Source organism: Pseudomonas sp. P5_B2 (assembly GCF_056400445.1).
Genome location: NZ_JBFULH010001052.1, coordinates 1 through 1,076 on the forward strand (window position 1 = coordinate 1; position 1,076 = coordinate 1,076).

Annotated in this window: 1 protein-coding gene and 1 pseudogene; one reads left to right on the forward strand and one right to left on the reverse strand. The window is 54.8% G+C overall.

Features of this window, described 5'->3' with window-relative positions; all coding sequences use genetic code 11:
- A pseudogene (locus AC1DRJ_RS29080) lies at nt 1-166 on the reverse strand (fumarylacetoacetate hydrolase family protein); the annotation flags it as partial.
- Nucleotides 167-341: 175 nt separating this feature from the next.
- Here AC1DRJ_RS29080 and hpaA point away from each other — a divergent pair.
- The coding region (gene hpaA, locus AC1DRJ_RS29085) for a 4-hydroxyphenylacetate catabolism regulatory protein HpaA (protein WP_477805169.1) at nt 342-1,076 on the forward strand (735 nt) is incomplete at its 3' end.

Sequence of the window (1,076 nt, forward strand, 5' to 3'; positions counted from 1 at the left end):
GTACGTTGCGCGTATTGGGCGTCTTGATGAACAGAACCGGTTTGACAGGTAGCTTTTGATACGGCGGCTGCTCGAATTCAGAAAGGCGCTTCAGCAGCAATCCCTGGTAGTTCAGCGCTACACCGAGCAGGGTGCCGGTCGCAATGTCATGCAAGGCATGGCTCATGCTTATCTCCTGGCAGTGGCGGGACTGAGGTGTCCGGCCTGATTATTGTTAACATGTTATCGTTATAATTAATATGTTAATGATCGTCAAGCCCCTTCTTGTTCGTGGCGATTTACTCGCAGCGGGTGCACCATGGGGCGGGGATGTCGGAACTAAAAATAACGAGTAGAGAGTGATGAACGATCGGTATCCAATTCCTAACATCAACATCGGCCAGGTCTACGATCAGCGCTACAGCGATAGCGAGGTGCATTACGACAAGCTAGGCAACCTGGCGGGTTTCTTTGGGCGCAACATGCCAGTGCACCGCCACGATCGATTTTTCCAGGTGCATTACGTCAAGAGCGGAACGGTGAGGGTCTATCTTGATGACCAGCAGTACGTCGAGTCGGGCCCCATGTTTTTTCTCACCCCGCCGACGATTCCCCATTCCTTCGTGACGGAGGCGGACAGCGACGGCCACGTGCTCACCGTTCGCCAGCAGTTGATCTGGCAATTGATCGAAAGCGATCCTGGGCTGGCATTGGGGCCGCAACTTCCCGCAGCCTGTGTGGCGCTTGATCACCTCAAGCCTGAGCAGCAAAGCGAATCGCGGCGTCTGGCATTTCTATTCGAAGAGCTGCGAGGGGAGATGAACAGTGGGGCCGCCGGTCACAGCGCAGCGGTGCTAAGCCTGACTCGACTGATCATGGTCAGCGTATTACGGCTGTGCGCAAACCCTCTCGAAGCGACGCCTACGCGACGTGAAGACTTGCAGATCTTTCATCGATTCAATGCACTGATTGAAGAGCATTATCTGGAGCACTGGGCGCTTGGCCGTTATGCGCAGGCCATTGGCGTTACCGAAGCTCGGCTTAACGATGTCTGTAGGCGTATTGCCGATTTGCCGTCCAAACGCCTGGTGTTCGAA